Here is an 18,136-nt window from a genome sequence, read left to right on the forward strand (position 1 = left end):
TCCTCTTCACTCTCGGCGATCGCAATTTTAAATGGACGGCTCATGGTTGGGTTAACTTACCAAGTTTGCTTTTCTCCATTATATGCAGCTTCATTTTTAATTGGTATCAAGCAGCACTTGAGAAACCAAATAGAATTGCTATAGCAGTAGAAATTACTAAATTAATGGGTGGACATTGCCCACCCATTGAAACTTACCTGTCTACAGATCCCATGATTACGTCAATACTGCCGAGAATCACCACAATATCCGCGACTTTCATACCTCGCAATAGATGAGGTAGAATTTGCAGGTTGTTGAAATCTGCTGGGCGAATTTTCCACCGCCAAGGGAAGACATTATCATCACCAACCAGATAAATTCCCAGTTCACCTTTACCACTTTCTACACGGGCGTAAACTTCGCCTTTGGGCATTTTGAAAGTGGGGGCAACCTTTTTACCAATAAACTGGTAATCAAAAGCATCCCACTCAGATTTTTTACCAGCTGCGAGGCGTTTAGCTTCTAAGTTCTCGTAGGGGCCGCCAGGTAGACCTTTGATGGCTTGCTTGATAATCTTCACAGACTCGCGCATTTCCCGCATCCGTACCATGTAACGGGCTAAACAATCACCGGCAGTTTCCCACTGAACATCCCAGTCAAAATCGTCATAGCACTCGTAATGGTCAACTTTGCGTAAATCCCACTTTACGCCAGAAGCCCGTAACATTGGGCCAGACAATCCCCAGTTAATTGCTTCTTCGCGGGTAATTGTACCAATTCCTTCAACACGACGGCGGAAGATGGGGTTATTGGTGACTAGTTTTTCGTATTCGTCAACTACTGGTAAGAAGTAGTCGCAGAATTCTAGACACTTATCTACCCAACCATAGGGTAAATCAGCCGCCACACCACCAACGCGGAAATAGTTGTTATTTACCATCCGATAGCCTGTAGCTGCTTCCCACAAATCGTAAATCATCTCCCGTTCTCGGAATTGGTAGAAGAACGGAGTTTGTGCGCCCACGTCAGCCAGGAATGGGCCAAACCACAGCAAGTGGTTGGCGATGCGATTTAATTCCAGCATGATGACGCGGATGTAGCTAGCGCGTTTAGGAACAGCAATACCAGCCAACTTTTCTGGGGCGTTAACAGTCACCGCTTCGTTAAACATTCCGGCTGCGTAGTCCCACCGACTAACGTAGGGGACATACATCACAGTCGTGCGGTTCTCGGCAATTTTTTCCATTCCTCGGTGCAGGTAGCCGATAACCGGTTCACAATCAATGACATCTTCGCCATCCAAAGTGACAATTAGCCGCAGAACCCCGTGCATTGAGGGGTGGTGAGGCCCCATGTTCAACACCATTGGTTCAGTGCGGGTTTCTAATCTGGCCATAAATTTCCGTGTTCTCCCATGATCAAAAATTGAATGGAACCGCGTAGATGCCAACCAGACCGATAAATCGTGTCTGCCAAAATCAAGTTTGTAGGGGCAATATCTTTAGGGTAAACCCTGCAATCTATTGCCGATACTGGAGTTTGTTGGAGAAGAGGTGGCAGCAGAAGTTTTACTTGATGTTTATTTTTATTTCACTTCTTCAACTATTATATGGAGCTTGAGATACCGGAATTTAAGGCATCGGAATTTTTTCAACTCCCACTTTCAACAGTGGAACGCCAGAAATTTGGTGGACTGTCACTTTAAAGTCATGAAAGCTACAGCCTAATTCAGAATATACTGTATAAATTGTTACATCTAATCTTGGGTATCCTTAAACATTTTTCTGCAAGCCCTTAATTTTACGGAACCTTTAATAAATTTTTCCAAAAATTCAAATTTTTACGTAATCGCTTACTACGTCACTGTACTAACTAATAGACATTTCTCTAACAGCCGGACGAGGCAATTTGTAGATACTTATTAATTTTCCTAAAGGAATTAAGAAAAAATAATTAATTTGACATTTACATTTGGCCCCATCCGTATGATATACAAAATGCTTCCTTACTTCTGTTTTTAGTAAGCGTACATAGAGGTTTAAAAAATATGATGAAGTTGAAATTGGTGGGTTTAGCTGCGAGTCTGGCTTTGATGGGAAGTTTAGCTGCTTGTTCAAATCCTTCTGACACCAGTAATCAAGTTGCTCCTAATGCGCCATCAGCTGCACCCGCAGCAAACACCACTCCTGGTGATGCGATGAAAAATGGCGACGCTATGAAGAAAGATGGTGACGCTATGAAAAATGGCGACGCTATGAAGAAAGATGGTGACGCTATGAAAAATGGCGACGCTATGAAGAAAGATGGTGACGCTATGAAGAAAGATGGCGACGCTATGAAAAAAACAGAACCAGCAGCAACTAATAAACCTCAATAGCTTGTTTGAGGATACATTCGATAATGTTGTCTTAAACAAGATCAAGCGGTATAAAACAAGTAAAAGCTTCTATTTATTTATAGAAGTAATTGTTTAACGAATAATTGCTCAAAAAAAAGCCTTTGTAACCAACCATTCTAAAAAAATTTCGAGAATAACATGACTTGTTACTTGTTGGTCTAAGTTATTCTCGAGAATTTGCCCTCCAAAATCAGAGGATTGGATACTTAAATCTCTTTTCTAGAGACAAGTAGATTAATCACAAGTTGCACATAATATGGCATCTGAGGTTGCTATATTTTTAGGCTGTGTAGTTTTAGGTCTTATACCAATTTAATGTGAAGTTGCACATATCCTGATCCCCCTAAATCCCCCTGAAAAAGAGGGACGTTGATTCTTGTTCCTCCCTTAAAAAGGGGGGCTAGGAGGGATAGAATTCTATGCAGCTTTATAAAAAATTGGTCTTAGATAATTATGGGTGCGTTATTGACGCACCCTTTTCGCCTAGAGTTTTGTTTAATAATTTCCTTCAATACTTAAATGGCTTAAGTATTAAATTCTTACTTATTAGTATATGGATAAAAGTTTAATTAAGCGTCGTAGACTGCTAACCTATCTGGGATTAGGTGCTATAGGCGCAGGCGGAGTGGCTCTCGCGGCTAATTTGCGCTCACAAAAAATGGTCATTCCCACAACAGTGATTACTCCTAGTATGACTACTACTCCGTCTGAGCAAGCCACAACTACGTTACCATCAAACGCAAAAACCTTACCGGAATTTAAAGGTATTTCTCAATGGTTAAATTCCCCTCCTTTAAACACTGCTGATCTCAAGGGTAGTGTTGTACTACTCCAATTTTGGACTTTTGGTTGTATTAACTGTCAGCGCACCTTACCATACATTACTCGTTGGCATCAAAAATATGTTGATAAAGGACTCAAAGTAATTGGTGTCCATACTCCAGAGTTTGCTTTTGAAAAGGATATCAATAATGTCAAACAAGCTTTGAAGAAGCATAAAATTAACTATGCTGTGCCGATAGATAATGAATTTCAAACTTGGAATGCTTACCAAAACGAATACTGGCCACACTTATTTTTAGCAGACCGTCAAGGTATCATCCGCTATGACCATATAGGTGAAGGTGCATATACAGAAACCGAACAAATGATTCAGCAGCTTTTAGGGTAATTAAGTACTGAATTATGTCAGAAATTACTTCCCTATCAACAGGATTAGCCATTGCTGCGGGGGCTTTAACTGTTCTATCTCCTTGCGTTTTACCTGTTTTGCCTGTTTTGGTGGGGCGATCGCTTTCGACTCACCGATGGGGGCCTGTCGCTTTAGTTACTGGTTTAATCAGTGGATTTGCTACGGCTGGCAGCCTGCTAGGGATTGCTAGTAGTTGGTTAGCTGGACTAGCCAGCACTATCAGATTTTTGGGGATATTTATCCTGTTGCTGATGGGGTTGTTATCTATTTTTCCTCAATGGAGTTATTGGTTACTGAGTTATTTACGCTTGGGTAGACTCAAAAGCAACACAGGGGTAGGCTTAACAGGAGAGTTTTGGTTAGGCACTCAACTTGGTTTATTGTGGACTCCTTGTGCTGGGCCTGTACTGGGCAGTATCTTGATCCTGGCAGCAGCCAAACATCAGATTTTAGGAGCGTTTGCTTTGTTATTGGCTTTTGGTGTGGGAGCGGCTTTGCCAATGTTGGCGATCGCTTATGCTGGGCGTTATGTTAGCAAATCTTTAGTAGGCTTACGTTCTCGCAGTGAAATTTTACAACGCATTGGTGGTGTTTTAGTTGCCGTTGCCGCGATCGCCATTCTTTTAGGTTGGGATGTGCAGATTCAGCTGTGGTTGGCTCCTGTTTTCCCAAAGTTGCCTCTGTGAATTTTCTGGCAACTAATTATAAATTATTGCTAAAATATCCCGTAATTTTCCCCAGTATCTGTGTAGTTTACTGTCACTTTATGCTATGTTGCGATCGCAGTAAGTAATTACCCTGGGACTAAATGTGGAGTAATTCATAGTCCACATCTTGACTCTGCGAACAAAACTTTTGGTAGGCAACAACAGCAAAAAATCTACACAAATAGTTTAATTGGAGGCTTTTGAAGCCATGCAAGGAAAATTGCTAGTTTTGGGTTTGACTGCTTTAGCAATTGTTGGTTGCACTCAACCAGTAGCTACACAGCAACAGCCGACCGAAAATCCTATCAGCCAAGATGTTCAGAGTGTACAAACCACTGAGACAGCAACTGAGTCAGTGACAGTGATTAAATCTGGTAGTTTTGTTAAAGGAGAACACACAACTAAAGGTAATGTGCGCATTATTACCAAAAACAGCAAAAATTTTTTGGAATTGGATCAAGACTTTAACACCAGTAATGGCCCCGACGTATTAGTGATTCTCTACCGCAAAGTTAAACCGCCAATCTACGGCATTACAGAAAAAGAATACGTCAGTTTAGGGCATTTAAAAAAAACATCTGGTAGCCAAAGTTATGAAATTTCCCACAAAATCAAAATTGCAGACTTCCCGACAGTAGCTGTTTGGTGTCGGCAATTTAATGCAACTTTTGGGTATGCAGCTTTAACCCAATAGTTTTAAAGTTGCTTGCTAAAATTTAATTGCTCTATAGCAGTCCTAGCTCCATAATTAGTTGCTTAATCACAGAGGATTGCTATATAAACCTCTTAAATAAGTTAAAACAAATTTATTCCCAATTTTATAGAGATTAACATAACTTTAGCAATTAAATATAGGCGATATATATATTTAAAAACTAGTTACTAAGTAGGTCGTCGTGAATATTTATCATCAGGATAAGGCAGGAGGCAGGAGGCAGGAGTAAACAGGCTTTTAGCTTAGTTAATCTTTCGTAACATAGTTAGTTTTTTTCCCACCGACTTACTTACATCCCAACAAAATCAAATTTATCAAAACTGCATAAAGTGGAGAAATAAACCTGATATAAATATTAAGTAGATAAAAAATCATCCAAATGTAAATTTTTGTAGTTTTAAAACATTTATGCTCCTAATTAACAGGAGTTTAAGAATTTAGAAATCAGGGATTTATTTATGACTTCTTCTAAATCTAGTAAACGCAGTAAGGGTTCCCCAGGTCCGAAACAAGAATTGCCAGCTAAAATATTTCATGCTGTCAATATCATCAGTTTATTATTGATGATATTTAGTGGCTTGCAAATTTATAATGCGAATCCTGTATTTGGTGGACGTGGCGGTTGGCACTTTCCTAGCATCTTCTTATTAGGGGGATGGTTAGCAGGTGGACGTAGCTGGCATTTTGCAGCTATGTGGGTTTTTTCATTAAATTTATTAGCTTATGGCACATATATATTACTAACTCGAAGATGGCAAAAGCGGTTTATCTCCCAAAGCGACATTCAAGTTTTACAAAAAGGACAAAATCTGAAACGGAAAAACTATGCTTGGCATAGGTTAATTTATACAGCAATTGTGCCGATTTTAGTGCTAGCGATCGCTAGCGGATTAGCTATGTATAAACCTGCACAACTGTACTGGTTATCTGGTTTATTTGGCAGTTGGCAAACCTTAAGAACAGTGCATTTTATTACTGTACCGATAGTTGTATTATTTGCGATCGCGCATTTTCTACTATCTCAAAAAGTCGGTGGCTATCGCTTGATTAAATCAATGTTTACTTAGAGGTAGTATGGAAGAATTTGCAACACCCCGCCAACAAATTAGCCGGCGCAGACTATTGCAACTATCGGGAATGTCTAGCCTAGGTTTGCTATTAACCAGTTGTGGTACTAGCTTATTTTCTGAAACAGTCGGTACTATTACTGAGCCACTCAACCTCAAAGTCGGCGAATTATTACTCAAACCGCAAACACCCATACCAGAATTTCCTCTCAGTGCCATTCAACCAAAAGCACTGTTAGTAAACACCTATGACCTAACTCCTGAAATCGATCCTGTAGCTTTTCGCCTCACAATAGACGGTGAAGTTAATCAGCCAATACAGCTGAGTATGACAGACATCTACAAATTACCCCTAACTTCAATGGTAATTCGTCATGTGTGTGTTGAAGGCTGGGCGGCGATAGTTCAGTGGGGAGGTGTCCGCTTACGAGATTTGCTGAATCTAGCACAACCAAAATCTCAAGCACGCTACGCCTACTTTCAGTCTGCGGATAATTACTACGAAAGCTGGGATATAGCCTCTGTCCTGCATCCTCAAACCCTGCTAGCTTATCAAAAAAATGGTCAACCCTTGTCAGTCGATAACGGTGCGCCATTGCGACTGGCTTCTCCAATCAAGCTCGGATATAAACAATCTAAATGGGTAACTCGCATCACATTAGCTAGTAATCTCAATAGTAGAAAAGGTTATTGGGTTGACCAAGGGTATGAGTGGTTTGCTGGACTTTAATTAAACAATTCCTGAGAATTCCTGAATAGCAGGAGCATACTAAATGATTGGCGCGATAACACAAAAGTTTTGGCTATTCATCTTGACAACAACTTTTGGGTTCACTTTTCTATTGCCTGATAAAATAGCATTAGCACAAGTAACAAATGAACCTCCACCAGAGACTATAGGTAGGCCAAATAGAACTATCCAATCTGGCACAAGACTGAGATTTATTCTGCCGCAAATACCAAATATTGAAGCACCGCTTGGAAGGTTGAGAGGAGGAGCTTCTCGCGGGCTTAGTTGTGTACCAAAAAATCAGCCTTTAAAAGCTTTACTGCCCAAATCAAATATTGGCTTAACTACCCTAGACAACCCAACCTTATATTTATTTATTCCTCAAACTCCTGCTTCAGAAATAGAGCTAATTATTCAAGATGAAAATGCACAAATTGTTTACCAGCAGAGCTATAAACCAAGTACTCAAGCAGGAATAGTCGGCTTATCTTTGCCGCCGAATACTATAAGTGTAGGTAAAAAATATCAATGGACATTAGCAATTATTTGTGATTCTCAAGACCGTTCTTTAGACAGCATTATTGAAGGAAAGACGCAACGGGTTGCAAATCCTGGGTTGATGAAAAAGCTAGAGCAAGCAACCTTGCATGAGCGTTTACATCTCTATGCTGAAGCAGGAATTTGGTATGATGTGCTGGATACATTAGTAAAATTACGATATGCCAATCCCAATGATTTACAGCTGAAAATTGATTGGCAAGATTTATTAACAGCCCCAGGAGTAGAGTTAGATCAACAATTGGTACAGAAACCTTTAATTCCTCAACAACAAACTCCCCAACCGCTCAAAGGTAACTAACTGGACTCAGCAATTTATGAGACGAGCAAATTCATGACAATGCCTAAATAATAGGAGTCCAGGAAATGTTTTCCTTAAAGTCACAAACAATTAGCTTCACAGTTATCGCCACTATTGGATTAACTAGCATATTATCAATTACCACAGCCGTAGCAAAACAAGAAATCATATTTATCCCACCAACTCTGAATGGCCCTCAAAGATTAATACCCGCAGGAACACGGGTGTATGAACCACCGTCAGGACTTTTTGGCGGAAATTCGGAATTACGCCCTGTACCAGCACTACCTTCACCAGTCTCGCCAGTCAGACCAGCCGATGAAGTGCAGAATGATACGAGAGTTGTGATTCCAAAAACAATTCCTACCGCAGATCAATGTTTACAAGGTCAACTTCCCTTAACTGCTTTAATTCCTGAATCTCAATTAGGATTAACTACTGTGGCAGATCCCACATTATTGTTTTATCTTCCCCAAACTTCTGCACCAGAATTAGAATTAACTGTTCAAAATGCCAATGAACAAGAGGTTTACAAACAAAAATACAAACCTAGCAATAAATCTGGAATAATTAGTTTACGTCTACCTGTTAATACTTTAGCAGTCAATCAACAATATAAATGGAAATTTTCAGTCATTTGTAATCCTGCCAATCAGTCTCAAAATAAATTTGTTGCAGGTGTTATCCAACGCATATTACCAAACCCAGAACTTGCTAGAAAATTACCAAAAGTAACTAAACAAGAGCGTGTAGCCTTGTATGCCGCAGCAGGTCTTTGGCACGATACTATCGCTACCTTAGCCCAAATACGTTATTTAACACCGAATAATCCAGAAATTGTATCGGCTTGGACAGGACTGATTACGGGTCAAGGTGTGGGCTTAAATCCACAAATAGCACAACAGCCATTAATTCCTCCACTAGAAATAATTAATCCTGACTCTAGAAATATTCAAAATAAAAAAAGCCTCAAGTTTTAATCATCGAACCAGGAGTAAGTTAGGATGAACCAATTTTTATCAAAGCAACTTTCAACTAAAATAATTTCCGGAATTTTAGGTCTATCGCTGTTGTCTTCTATAGCTCCAGCGCAAGCACAAATTAGAATTAAATTACCCAACCTAGGCGTACCAGGTAGAAGAGTTCCCGGGGGTTCTCGGGGTGAGAATTGTGTCGCTAAAAATCAGCGTCTCACGGCTTTGGTTCCTAAGTCCAATCTTGCCTTAACAACTGTGGCTAACCCTACATTGTATTTCTATATTCCTGAGAATAAAGCTACGGAATTAGAATTAATTATTCAAGATGAGAATGACCAAGAAGTTTACAAGCAAAATTACAAACCCAATGGTAGTGCAGGTGTAGTTGGTATTAACCTACCAAACAATACTTTGGCAACAGACAAAATGTATAGATGGAACTTTTCGATTATTTGCAATACTCAAGACCGCTCTTTAGATAAGTTAGTAGAAGGAGGAATCAAGCGGATTGAGAATTCTTCTTTGATGAGTAAGTTAGAAAAAGCGAGTCTTCAAGAGCGTTTAAATATCTTCGCAGAAGCAGGTATATGGCAAGATGTACTTGATACCTTAGCTCAATTACGTTATTCTCACCCTCAAGATACTGTATTCAAAGAAGATTGGGAATCTTTGTTAACAAGCCAAGGTGTAGAATTCGATCAACAATTAGCTCAAGCACCTTTAGTTAAAGAACAAAATGTTATGCAACCAATCAATTAACTTACGGGAATGCTTAGTTAACACTTCGTTGGCAATGACTAGCAAACTCACACCTGTTGACTAAGAGGATGTTTTAAAAGTGTTGGGCGAATTATATTCGCCAAGGAAAGTTTTTAAAACAACCTCTAAGAATAAATGTGTGAAAATTCAGATTGCTGAAATCCCTGATTTGGAAAAAGTTAGGGATTTTGTTATTCATGAATTCAGTTTGACGACTCTGTACTATGACAACGAAAAATTAATTGCAATTGCAGTTTTTTGTTTGACTCAATTTTAAACCTGAATTTTTCCGAATTTAAATTGTATTGATTAAGTCATGATGGTTTTATCGGTTTAATTCCCAATTGGGTATTATTTTTTCTACCGCATCATTGACTTATATGCATACTTATAATTTGTTCTACCTATTAAAAGTATGTCAGCATTATTCCTCTGAAGAGGATACCATGACAATACAATCTTACTCTTATTTAATTGCTTCTTCTGTTGCATCTGGATTAGTAGCTTTTAATTACTCTCTTCCAGAGCAAGCTATAACTAATGAAATACCAGCAGCCCAAAGCAATCAAGAATGTGTAGCAATATCCATTAACCCACCAATGTCAGCGTTTTGTGTGCAACCAGAGTTTATTTTAGATTGGCAATTTCCGGCACGGCTCGTAAGTGCCGCCATTCGTTAGTACTGATGTATATAAATTTAACTTCGTCTTTGAACGCTAAAAGTCACAGTTTATTACTAATGAGCTATAGGAATCAGGTGTGATGATTGAAATTATCTGGGTAGCCTAAGAATGGGGCTTGGGGAGTAGGAAAGAGTGATTTTTGGAGGTACGGATTTTTTTCAGAAATCAAATATGAGTTCCAGAGTTTAATATTTGCAAAACTTAACTGTATTTTTTGATAATATTCATCAATTTTCCCAGAACATACTGCTATTGTGAGCAAAACAAGATGAAATTTTGCATAGCTCTACGGAATAAAACTTATATATGTTGTATTACATAAAGTAAAGCCCAAGACAGTAGACCCCAAGTAAGTAAGGGGATTGACTATGAAACCCGTTTTCTTGAGTAGATGCTTCTGTGTTGCCTTCATACTTGGTTCCCTATTACCTGTTAGCTTAAATGCATCGTTGGCAAATCCGCCTGGAACATTGCAAGCTCGGCTGGATTACAATCAGTATATGCAGTTGGGTTATACGGCAACCCGCCAGCGAAATTATTCCGAGGCTTTAGATTATTTTAGACAAGCACTTTATGAAAGACCTGGCGATCGCTACGCAACTCTAGCTATTAGTAATATAGGTAGTTATATCAGCCGCGATCGCCGGAGCAGTACAAAACGCAAAACCTACATCACTTTTATTCCGAGTAATCTTGGCATCGCCACAAAGCGCACACCAGCAGCTACCCGTAGTGATCAGATCCGCAGTGAGTCTGGTGAAGTTTGTATCCAAAGTAAAAAACGCTTAACTGCAATCATTCCAGGGGTTGATGTGCTAAGAACCACTCAAGCAAATCCCTCGTTCTTTTTCTATGTGCCGCAGACATCTGCACCAGTGATGGAATTAGTCTTACAAAATGAGCAAGAAGAGGTAATCTATCAAAAAACCTTGCCAGTCCCCAGTAAACCGGGCATTGTCAGCTTCAGTTTACCACCTACTGACGCTAATTTCGCTGGATTGCAGGTTGGTCAATCCTATCAATGGTACTTTTCGTTAATTTGCGATCGCCATGAGCGCAGTTCCGACTATGTAATTAAAGGTGACATTGCACGCCTAGCACCCAATAATTCAGTCAACTCTCAGTTAGCAACCGCAAATCTCGAAGAACAAGCAACTATTTATGCCTTATCGGGAATTTGGGAAAATGCTTTAACTATCGTCGCCCAATTACGTAAATCTCACCCGAATGATTTGGCAATTAAAAATGATTGGGAAGATTTGTTACGTTCAGGAGATTTGGAACCAATGATTAACGAACCTCTCCTACCTTGATATACAAGACATAATCAGCAGATATACTAACAACTTCACAATGTCAACAATATTAATTAGTACAAAATTTGAATTTCTCCGTTCCAAAACCAGATAACATCAATCATACGGGTTAGTGGAGTTCCGATCGCCAACAAAAATTCATCAACAACCAATGTAATCAACCTGTATAATCACTTATCTTCAAACCAATATCCAAACATTCAACTATCAGGTTGCTTGTTCAGCTACATTGACTTTTGGCTAACACTAACTGTCCATCTGTGAGCTAACAAGACATACTTAAGCATCTGATAATTTTTCCATAAATTCTTATTCAGCCTACTGAAATTTCATCCCCTAATTACTTAGTTAATTTCTTAACAAAAATGATTAGTCAAGTTTCTGAAAAAAAGATGCACGTAGTCAGGTGGCTGCTAGCAATCGGCTGGCTGACTTTAATATTTTCTTTATTTTATGATCCAGTTTCAGCTTGGTTAACTGACCCTAGTAATACACTCAGTCCGTTTCATCTCCATCCGGAGAAGTATCTCGACCCTGATGAATGTGTGAAAGTTCAAGGACTTTGTTTGCCAGAACAGCCTTATCCGATGGGCGCGCGGATTTTCTGGGCAATGGTACTGCCTATAGGGATTATGATTTTGGTGTTGTTTGGGCATGAATTGTGGCGGCGGATTTGTCCTTTGTATTTCTTCTCTCAAATTCCTAGGGCTTTAGGGATTCAACGGAAGCGCAAAGTTGTTAACCCAGACACAGGTAGTATTCGTTACGAGTTAGCAGGCGTTGAAAAGGAATCTTGGTTAGGGCGCAACTACCTTTACCTGCAAATGTTCCTTTTTTATCTGGGTTTGAATATCCGTATTTTGTTTGTAAATAGCGATCGCACCGCAATGGGTTTATTTTTGCTATTTACCATTGCCTCCTCAATTACTGTTGGCTTTCTTTTTAAAGGTAGAAGTTGGTGTCAATACTTCTGTCCGATGGCTCCGGTACAGATGTTTTACACAGGCCCTAGAGGTTTGTTAGGTAGCGACGCACACCTCAAGCCACCCCAAAGCATCACCCAATCGATGTGTCGGACAACTGATACCAGTGGCAAAGAAAAAAGTGCTTGCGTCAGCTGTCAATCGCCTTGTATCGATATTGACTCAGAACGTTCTTACTGGGAAGGAATCACCAGACCAGACCAAAAGCTCGTGTTTTACACTTACTTTGGTTTGATGTTTGGCTTCTACCTTTTCTATTACTTGTATGCTGGCAACTGGGACTATTACTACTCTGGCTCTTGGACACATGAAGCAGGGCAATTAAGCACCCTATTCCATCCGGGTTTTTATATCTTTGACCAAGCCATTCCCATTCCGAAAATTATTGCCGCTCCGCTAACTATTGCTGTGTGTGCAGCAGCTAGTTACTTTATATGTCTGAGCTTAGAAAAAGCCTATCGCGCCTTTTTGAAACGGAAAAATAGATCAGTTAGTGATGAAGATATTCTGCACACTTGCTTTGTCTTGTGTACGTTTATCTCCTTCAACGTCTTTTTCATGTTTGGGGGTCGTCCCAACATCAGCTTGTTTCCGACTTGGGGGATTCTCATCCTCAATGCCTTTGTAGTATTAGTCAGCAGTTTATGGCTGCATAGAAGTTTAGCGCGCAGCAAAGAAAACTATTCCCGCGAGAGCTTGGCTAGTAGCTTGCGCCGTCAATTGAACAAGTTAGCCGTAGACTGGAGCAAATTCCTCGAAGGGCGATCTCTCCAGGACTTACTTCCCAACGAAGTGTATGTACTAGCGAAAGTTCTCCCTGGTTTTAGCCGGGCTGACAGACTCCGTGTCTATAAAGGAGTATTGCAAGAATCCTTAGAAGAAGGTAACGTCCAATCTGCCGACAGCTTAGAAGTGCTAAAAGATGTTCGCAAAGAATTGAACGTCAGTGACGAAGAACATTATTCTGTTTTGGCCGAACTGGGTGTTGAAGATCCCTCTTTGCTCGACCCGCAAAAACAACTCAGCCGCGAAAATCAACTGCGGATTGATGGTTATCGCCGCGCCTTAGAGTTACTCATCCAAGAACTAGTAGAAGTCGGTACACCACTACAAGATGCCTTTGAGCGCAAACAAAAACAAATTATGGCCCTGCGACAAGAATATGCCATCACCGCTGATGAACAAGAACAAGTTTTAGCGGAAATGTTTAACCAAGACGGGGCTTTACTGCGAACAGCAGAGATGCTCTTGTCACAGTTACAAGACTTAGCAGTGCGTTATCAAGCACTACAAAACTTAGTGTCTAATCCGCAAGCACCTGTGTATGTCTTGTTAAGACAAGCAGTGCAAGAAAAGCAAAAACTAATCGCCACCCAGCTACTCAGCATCTTAGAAATTTTAGGTGATACTACCGAAGCGATCGATATTGCCCGTTCCACAGGCGTACTAGCAGCCCACATCCTCGTAGACATTTTGCGATCGCACGATGAACAAACAAAATGGATGTCGCGTCTGGGAATGAGAGTCATCAATTCCCTACGGCAAGGTAAAGACCTAGTAACTCAGTCAAATCCTACATCCACAAACTTAAATCCTGATACAGATACCAAGTTTGATGTTCAACAGGCCACAAATTGGAGTTCTTTAGTCGCACCCACCCAAATTCCCGAACCAGCAATGCGTTCTGAGGTGATTGTTGATGTCTTAATGCAACTGTTACAAGATATCGATCCTCTAGTGCAAGCAGCTAGCCTGTATGCTTTACAGCAAATTAATCCAGGCTTAGGCTTCCAGCAAGCGCGTCAGTTATTGGATAATAAATCTGTCAAAGACCCACTGGTGCAAGAAACAGCCGAACGCATCCTCGGTCAAGGACAACAATACACCCGCAGCACAGTCCCAACCATGATTGCCCAAATCAGAATCATGGGGCGCGTGGAACGACGAGTATTTCAGCAACCAACAATTCGTGTCGGACGCGAAGCCGGCAACGATATTATGATTTCCGATAATCGCGTCTCCCGCCAACACGCCATCTTCTATCTAGATGAACAAGGCGTAAGCGTCAAAGATTTAGGTAGCAGCAATGGTTTGCGGATTGGCAAGGAACAAATTCACGACCAACAACAACGACTCAAACAAGGTGACATTGTTCGATTTAGCAGTGGCGATGACTTGGTGATTTTGGTGCAGTGGGAATTGCAACCACAACAAGGAGATACTATTGCTGAAGCCTTAGGAACCTTAGAAAAGCTTTTGTGGCTGTATAAGAGCAGTTTCTTCTTAGGTTTGAAAGCCAACGTCTTAATTGAGTTAGCCAAAAATAGTCATGTGCGAGTTTACCATCCCGAAGAAGAAATTTGTCGTATGGGTACGTTTGCTCATGATTTAATCGTCTTAATCGATGGCGAAGCTAAGGTGCGCCAAAGCATGGGTAATCAAGATTTCTCTGGAGACATCTTACCCGGTCAAACGATTGGGGAATTGGAAGTATTGACTCATACCAATTATGCTGCAACCATTGTTGCCTCTGGAACCAGGACTAAGACCATAAGAATTAATGCTGAGAATTTTGAGGCAGTATTAGCAAAAGACCCATCACTAGCCAGAAATCTTTTAGAACTCTTAAGTAATCGCTTGCAAGAAAGCTTAGGACAAGCTTGTTCTGTAACGCAAATCTAAGTAGAAAGTGTGAAGTCTGAAGTGTGAAGTATGAAGTATGAAGTATGAAGTCTGAGAATTCCTTTTAGTCTTCATACTTTACCCTTGATCTTTCCCAATCACGTCTTCACACTAAACCCTACCCCCAACACCCCACACCCTTCTTCTTGAACTGCTGCGTCACTTTGACATACAAAACTTTAACCAAAAACTGTATTTATTTATACAAAACTATATTCAGAAATTTTTATGACTGTGTTGAGTTTATGGTAGTGATTACAACATAAAATGTAAACAATTTCACCCACATTTCTATTAGCAAAACCAACATAAATTTACATATTCGGTAATTAATATGCTTAAACTCAGAATCATTGATCCCCAGCATCCAAACGAACTGAAAGAATTAGACCTGAATCTAGATATGATGCTCAATCATGAGTGTCTCATTGGGCGTTATCCAAACTGTAATGTAGTTTTAGATAGTGCCGAAGTCAGTCGGATGCATGGCAAAATTTCTTTAAAGAATGGTAATTTTTATTACACAGATTTAGCTAGTCGTGCTGGTTCTCGCTTGAATGCTGAACATATCCCAATCAATCAAGATTATGCTTTGAAAATCGGAGATATGATTCAGATTGGGCGGTTTTTCTTAATGATTATTGGCATAGTTACAGCCGATGAACCAACTAAGATAGATTTGAAAATTAATATCAATACAACTAACGTGGTGACGACAGGCAACGGTCAAGGAATCCAACCAGAAGTAGCGATCGCTCCTGTTCAACCTGTACAATCTCCACCAGCCCTCCCCGTTGTTGCTACCACCGAGCCTCAAGAATATATGCCGGTAGCCACCGTAGACCCCACCCAACTAGAACGCTGGACAAAAGGAGATGTAAGCGTCCAATGCGTTCAAATCATTGATGAAACCCACGACGTTAAAACCTTTCGCTTCGTCACCGAGCCACCCGTACTGTTTACCTACAAGCCTGGTCAATTCGCCACCCTCGACCTAGAAATTAACGGCGAACAGGTGTCGCGTTCCTACTCCATCTCATCCACTCCTTCTCGTCCCCACACCTTAGAAATTACCGTCAAACGAGTTCCTGCACCGCCTAACTCAGATGCAGATGTGCCACCAGGGCTAGTTTCTAACTGGTTACATGACAATGTGAAAGTTGGCAGCAAAATCAAGCTAAGTGGCCCATTGGGTAAGTTTACTTGCTTTGCCAATCCCTGTGCCAAGCTCTTGCTAATTTCTGCTGGCAGTGGCATCACACCTATGATGTCCATGTCTCGCTGGTTATACGATACCGCCTCCGATGTGGATATCGTGTTTTTCCACTGCGCTCGCAGCCCCCGCGATATTATTTACCGTCAAGAACTAGAGTGGATGGCAGCCCAAAACCCAAAATTTCATCTAGCAGTTAGCGTTACCCGCCGCGAACCAGGCCAAAGTTGGATGAGTTTTACTGGCAGACTTGATGCCACAATGTTAAAAATGATTGCCCCAGACTATCAAGAACGTACAGTTTATGTATGTGGGCCGAACCCATTTATGGAATCAGTCAATGAGATGCTAGAAAGTATTGGCTTCCCCATGCAGAACTACTACGAAGAAAGCTTTGGCCCTCCCCGCAAAAAGAAAAAAACACCTGTAGTTACTGCCCCCGTGCAAGTTGAAGTTGCTGCTAGCAACTCCGGCAATTTAGGTTTGCGCGGGATGTTAGGGAAAATCCCCGCAGAATCGCCCATCCAAGACGCAGTTGCCCGTGTCGCTACTAACCCAGGAGTCGCCATACCAAACCCAGCTAATAGCAATGCGGCATCTACTAGCCAAACAGTTGTCGTCTTCTCCAAATCTGGGAAAGAAGTCTTTAGTGATGGGGAAGAAAGCATCCTGTCTCTGGCTGAACAAGAAGGAGTCAAAATTCGGAGCAGCTGCCGTTCTGGTGTTTGCGGAACTTGTAAAAAGCGCAAACTAGAAGGAAATGTCAAAATGGAAGGTTATGATCCTGAAGCACTAGAAGAAAGCGAAATTAAAGAAGGTTACGTTCTCACTTGTGTTACTTATCCTGTAGGTAGGGTAGTAGTTGATGCTTAATTCTCGGTTCTGGAGATATTTTCTGGAGCAGGAGTTTCTGTCTCTGGCATAAACTTCGGCAAACCCAACTGCATCCGCAAAGCCTCGTCATATCTGGCATATTCCCAATTTTTCGCAAGCTTTATTTGCTCTAGTTGCAAATTTTGTGCCTCTCTTAGGTCTGCATTGTACAAGTCGGCAGCTTGAAAGTTAGCTTGATCAAGATTAGTGGGGCTGAGATCAGCACCTTGTAAATTGGCATATTTGAGGTTAGCTCCTTGAAGATTGGCATAGCTGAGATCCGCTTCTTGAAGATTGGCATAACTCAAATCAGCACCTTGAAGATTTGCACTCCACAGGTAAGCTGATTGCAAATTGGCATGACTCAAGTAAGCATCTTGAAAATTGCTATAGCTGAGGTTAGTGGTTTGTCCTTCTAAATGGGCATTTCTTAAATTTGCACTTTGGAGGTTGGCATATCTCAAATCTGCACCTTGCAGATTGGCATTCCGTAAATCGATTTCTTCTAAACAGGCATTCTTCAAGTTAGTCCCTTGGAGATTAGCATCTCTGAGGTCAGATCGTTTTAAATTAATTCCAGCTAAGTAGGCTTTATCGGCTGTTAGTCCCGCCAGACTCACACCTTCGTTGTTTAAGTCTTGCAAGGCTTGAATTCTCCCGCCACTGGCTCGTTGACCATAAGCAGAGTTAATCACGCGCCATGCTTCATATTGTGCTTGTTTTTTACGCGCAGGTGTTTCGCGGAAGTATAAAATCACTGCTGCCAAAATACTTAAATCTTGGAGAGTGCCAATAAATTCTGAACTTGTTAATGCTTGAACAATAGTTTTAAAAGGAGGTTTATCTTCTAAAACCCGAATTATCACTATCGAAATCACAAAGATGAAAGCAAAAACAATCCACTCTTGAAACTGTTGTATCCATTTATGTAAACGTTCGCTCATGATTCACCACTCTGGTATGTAACTAAATTTGTGGCTATTCACTGTCATGGTGCAGT

At 40.8% G+C, this 18,136-nt stretch carries 15 protein-coding genes; 13 read left to right on the forward strand and 2 right to left on the reverse strand.

Annotation, left to right across the window (positions count from 1 at the left end; translation table 11 throughout):
* Window positions 1–193 precede the first annotated feature (193 nt).
* On the reverse strand, window positions 194–1,378 hold the full coding sequence (locus H6G69_RS08150) for an NAD(P)H-quinone oxidoreductase subunit H (protein WP_190684368.1): 1,185 nt from the start codon (window positions 1,376–1,378) through the stop codon (window positions 194–196).
* Between the two features lie 651 nt (window positions 1,379–2,029).
* Here H6G69_RS08150 and H6G69_RS08155 point away from each other — a divergent pair.
* The 13 genes from H6G69_RS08155 to H6G69_RS08215 all read left to right on the forward strand — a co-directional run bounded on the left by H6G69_RS08155 (window position 2,030) and on the right by H6G69_RS08215 (window position 17,136).
* The gene (locus tag H6G69_RS08155) at window positions 2,030–2,359 is read left to right on the forward strand and encodes a pentapeptide MXKDX repeat protein (protein ID WP_242072007.1); all 330 of its coding nucleotides are present in this window, start codon (window positions 2,030–2,032) and stop codon (window positions 2,357–2,359) included.
* Between the two features lie 574 nt (window positions 2,360–2,933).
* Complete coding sequence (locus H6G69_RS08160) at window positions 2,934–3,551, forward strand: thioredoxin family protein (protein WP_190684371.1); 618 nt, start codon at window positions 2,934–2,936, stop codon at window positions 3,549–3,551.
* Between the two features lie 14 nt (window positions 3,552–3,565).
* Window positions 3,566–4,258: a cytochrome c biogenesis CcdA family protein gene (locus H6G69_RS08165; protein ID WP_190684374.1), complete on the forward strand. Its 693-nt coding sequence runs from the start codon at window positions 3,566–3,568 to the stop codon at window positions 4,256–4,258.
* A gap of 229 nt (window positions 4,259–4,487) precedes the next feature.
* Window positions 4,488–4,973, forward strand: a complete 486-nt coding sequence (locus H6G69_RS08170) for a DM13 domain-containing protein (RefSeq protein WP_190684377.1) — start codon at window positions 4,488–4,490, stop codon at window positions 4,971–4,973.
* A gap of 479 nt (window positions 4,974–5,452) precedes the next feature.
* The gene (locus tag H6G69_RS08175) at window positions 5,453–6,061 is read left to right on the forward strand and encodes a cytochrome b/b6 domain-containing protein (RefSeq protein ID WP_190684378.1); all 609 of its coding nucleotides are present in this window, start codon (window positions 5,453–5,455) and stop codon (window positions 6,059–6,061) included.
* Between the two features lie 7 nt (window positions 6,062–6,068).
* Entirely contained in the window at window positions 6,069–6,791 is a 723-nt protein-coding gene (locus tag H6G69_RS08180; RefSeq protein WP_190684381.1) for a molybdopterin-dependent oxidoreductase, read from the forward strand.
* Window positions 6,792–6,834: 43 nt separating this feature from the next.
* The gene (locus H6G69_RS08185) at window positions 6,835–7,650 is read left to right on the forward strand and encodes a DUF928 domain-containing protein (protein WP_190684384.1); all 816 of its coding nucleotides are present in this window, start codon (window positions 6,835–6,837) and stop codon (window positions 7,648–7,650) included.
* 65 nt (window positions 7,651–7,715) lie between these two features.
* Window positions 7,716–8,630: a DUF928 domain-containing protein gene (locus H6G69_RS08190; protein WP_190684386.1), complete on the forward strand. Its 915-nt coding sequence runs from the start codon at window positions 7,716–7,718 to the stop codon at window positions 8,628–8,630.
* Between the two features lie 24 nt (window positions 8,631–8,654).
* A complete protein-coding gene (locus tag H6G69_RS08195; RefSeq protein WP_190684389.1) occupies window positions 8,655–9,386 on the forward strand; it encodes a DUF928 domain-containing protein in 732 nt (243 codons plus the stop codon).
* A 446-nt stretch (window positions 9,387–9,832) separates the two neighbouring features.
* Window positions 9,833–10,066 carry a hypothetical protein gene (locus H6G69_RS08200; protein ID WP_190684391.1) on the forward strand — a complete coding sequence of 78 codons (234 nt, stop codon included), beginning with the start codon at window positions 9,833–9,835 and terminating at the stop codon, window positions 10,064–10,066.
* Window positions 10,067–10,437: 371 nt separating this feature from the next.
* On the forward strand, window positions 10,438–11,382 hold the full coding sequence (locus tag H6G69_RS08205) for a DUF928 domain-containing protein (RefSeq protein ID WP_190684393.1): 945 nt from the start codon (window positions 10,438–10,440) through the stop codon (window positions 11,380–11,382).
* Between the two features lie 368 nt (window positions 11,383–11,750).
* Window positions 11,751–15,050 (forward strand): FHA domain-containing protein, encoded by a 3,300-nt coding sequence (locus tag H6G69_RS08210; RefSeq protein ID WP_190684396.1) that lies wholly within the window; start codon window positions 11,751–11,753, stop codon window positions 15,048–15,050.
* Window positions 15,051–15,384: 334 nt separating this feature from the next.
* Complete coding sequence (locus tag H6G69_RS08215) at window positions 15,385–17,136, forward strand: FAD-binding oxidoreductase (RefSeq protein ID WP_190684399.1); 1,752 nt, start codon at window positions 15,385–15,387, stop codon at window positions 17,134–17,136.
* Here H6G69_RS08215 and H6G69_RS08220 read toward each other — a convergent pair.
* Window positions 17,133–18,080: a pentapeptide repeat-containing protein gene (locus H6G69_RS08220; RefSeq protein ID WP_190684402.1), complete on the reverse strand. Its 948-nt coding sequence runs from the start codon at window positions 18,078–18,080 to the stop codon at window positions 17,133–17,135. The two genes, H6G69_RS08215 and H6G69_RS08220, sit on opposite strands and share 4 nt — an antisense overlap.
* Between the last annotated feature and the right edge of the window lie 56 nt (window positions 18,081–18,136).

The sequence above is a fragment of the Nostoc sp. FACHB-110 genome (assembly GCF_014697425.1).
In the GTDB taxonomy this organism is placed as follows: Bacteria; Cyanobacteriota; Cyanobacteriia; order Cyanobacteriales; family Nostocaceae; genus Nostoc_B.

Bases quoted from the DNA above. Each gene is read 5' to 3' on its own strand.
- H6G69_RS08150 (WP_190684368.1), bottom strand. From the start codon at position 1,378: ATGGCCAGATTAGAAACCCGCACTGAACCAATGGTGTTGAACATGGGG.
- H6G69_RS08155 (WP_242072007.1), top strand. From the start codon at position 2,030: ATGATGAAGTTGAAATTGGTGGGTTTAGCTGCGAGTCTGGCTTTGATG.
- H6G69_RS08160 (WP_190684371.1), top strand. From the start codon at position 2,934: ATGGATAAAAGTTTAATTAAGCGTCGTAGACTGCTAACCTATCTGGGA.
- H6G69_RS08165 (WP_190684374.1), top strand. From the start codon at position 3,566: ATGTCAGAAATTACTTCCCTATCAACAGGATTAGCCATTGCTGCGGGG.
- H6G69_RS08170 (WP_190684377.1), top strand. From the start codon at position 4,488: ATGCAAGGAAAATTGCTAGTTTTGGGTTTGACTGCTTTAGCAATTGTT.
- H6G69_RS08175 (WP_190684378.1), top strand. From the start codon at position 5,453: ATGACTTCTTCTAAATCTAGTAAACGCAGTAAGGGTTCCCCAGGTCCG.
- H6G69_RS08180 (WP_190684381.1), top strand. From the start codon at position 6,069: ATGGAAGAATTTGCAACACCCCGCCAACAAATTAGCCGGCGCAGACTA.
- H6G69_RS08185 (WP_190684384.1), top strand. From the start codon at position 6,835: ATGATTGGCGCGATAACACAAAAGTTTTGGCTATTCATCTTGACAACA.
- H6G69_RS08190 (WP_190684386.1), top strand. From the start codon at position 7,716: ATGTTTTCCTTAAAGTCACAAACAATTAGCTTCACAGTTATCGCCACT.
- H6G69_RS08195 (WP_190684389.1), top strand. From the start codon at position 8,655: ATGAACCAATTTTTATCAAAGCAACTTTCAACTAAAATAATTTCCGGA.
- H6G69_RS08200 (WP_190684391.1), top strand. From the start codon at position 9,833: ATGACAATACAATCTTACTCTTATTTAATTGCTTCTTCTGTTGCATCT.
- H6G69_RS08205 (WP_190684393.1), top strand. From the start codon at position 10,438: ATGAAACCCGTTTTCTTGAGTAGATGCTTCTGTGTTGCCTTCATACTT.
- H6G69_RS08210 (WP_190684396.1), top strand. From the start codon at position 11,751: ATGATTAGTCAAGTTTCTGAAAAAAAGATGCACGTAGTCAGGTGGCTG.
- H6G69_RS08215 (WP_190684399.1), top strand. From the start codon at position 15,385: ATGCTTAAACTCAGAATCATTGATCCCCAGCATCCAAACGAACTGAAA.
- H6G69_RS08220 (WP_190684402.1), bottom strand. From the start codon at position 18,080: ATGAGCGAACGTTTACATAAATGGATACAACAGTTTCAAGAGTGGATT.